Origin of the sequence: Paracoccus pacificus, assembly GCF_042680785.1 — a bacterium.
GTDB classification, from domain to species: Bacteria; Pseudomonadota; Alphaproteobacteria; order Rhodobacterales; family Rhodobacteraceae; genus Paracoccus; species Paracoccus pacificus.
Genome location: NZ_JBHUEN010000055.1, coordinates 1 through 1,123, shown reverse-complemented (window position 1 = coordinate 1,123; position 1,123 = coordinate 1). Strand labels below are relative to the sequence as shown.

Here is a 1,123-nt window from a genome sequence, read left to right as displayed (position 1 = left end):
ACATGCGAAAGAGCCGTTTCACCGAGGCGCAGATAATCGGGATGATCAAGGAACAGGAGGCGGGGATGCCGACCGCTGAGGTGTGCCGCAGGCATGGCCTGAGCACCGCCACCTTCTACAAGCTCAAGGCCAGGTATGGCGGGATGGAAGTGTCCGAGGCGGCCAGGCTGAAGGCGCTGGAAGACGAGAACGCCAAGCTCAAACGTTTGCTGGCTGACACCATGTTGGACAACGTCGTCTTGAAAGACCTGCTGGGAAAGAACTGACGACATTGATCAAGCGGCGAGATGCGGCGCTCCAGGTGATGCGGGATCATGACATCTCGCAGCGCCGGGCGTGCAGGCTGGTTGGTGTCGATCCCAAGACAGTCCGGCGAGAACGCCCGCCGGACTGCGCAGATATCCGCAAGGAGATGCAGGAGATCGCCGGTAAGCGGCGCAGGTTCGGCTACCGCCGGATTGGCGTCCTTTTGGAGCGCAAGGGCATGAGCATGAACCACAAGAAGCTCTACCGGATTTACCGCGAGGAAGGGCTGTCCGTGAAAAGGCGGCGCGGTCGCAAGCGAGCGCGAGGCACAAGGACCCCGATGCCATCGGCCGCGGGCGTCAACGCGCGCTGGTCGTTGGACTTTGTAACCGACAGCTTCGGTGCCTCGCGGAAGTTCCGGATCCTCGCCGTGATCGACGATTGCACGCGCGAATGCCTGTGCCTCGTGGCGGACACCAGCCTCTCCGGGGCAAGGGTTGCCCGGGAGCTCAGCGCCCTTATCCGGGTCTACGGCAAGCCCGGCTGCATTGTCAGCGATAACGGCACAGAGTTCACCAGTCGGGTGATCCTGAAATGGGCCGATGAGAACGAAGTGCCGTGGCACTACATCGATCCGGGTAAGCCCCAGCAGAATGCGTTCATCGAAAGCTTCAACGGCAGCCTGCGGGACGAGTTGCTCAACGAGGAGATCTTCGACAGCCTGGACGATGCGCGGCGAAAGGTGGCTCTGTGGCGCTACGACTACAACACGGTCAGGCCGCATTCGTCCCTGGCCAACCAGACACCGCAGCAAGCGCGCCGGACGCTTGAGCAATTTGAGGGCTCCGCGCCCGGCGCGCTTGCGCAAGACGATGAA

The 1,123-nt window shown here is 62.2% G+C and carries 1 protein-coding gene; it reads left to right on the top strand.

Features of this window, described 5'->3' with window-relative positions; genetic code table 11:
* Positions 1–2: 2 nt before the first annotated feature.
* A protein-coding gene (locus tag ACFSCT_RS19470; protein WP_379145626.1) for an IS3 family transposase occupies positions 3–1,123 on the top strand; the annotation gives its coding sequence in 2 pieces (ribosomal slippage) (positions 3–252 and positions 252–1,123; 1,122 coding nt annotated over the 2 pieces). This gene is flagged as partial in the annotation.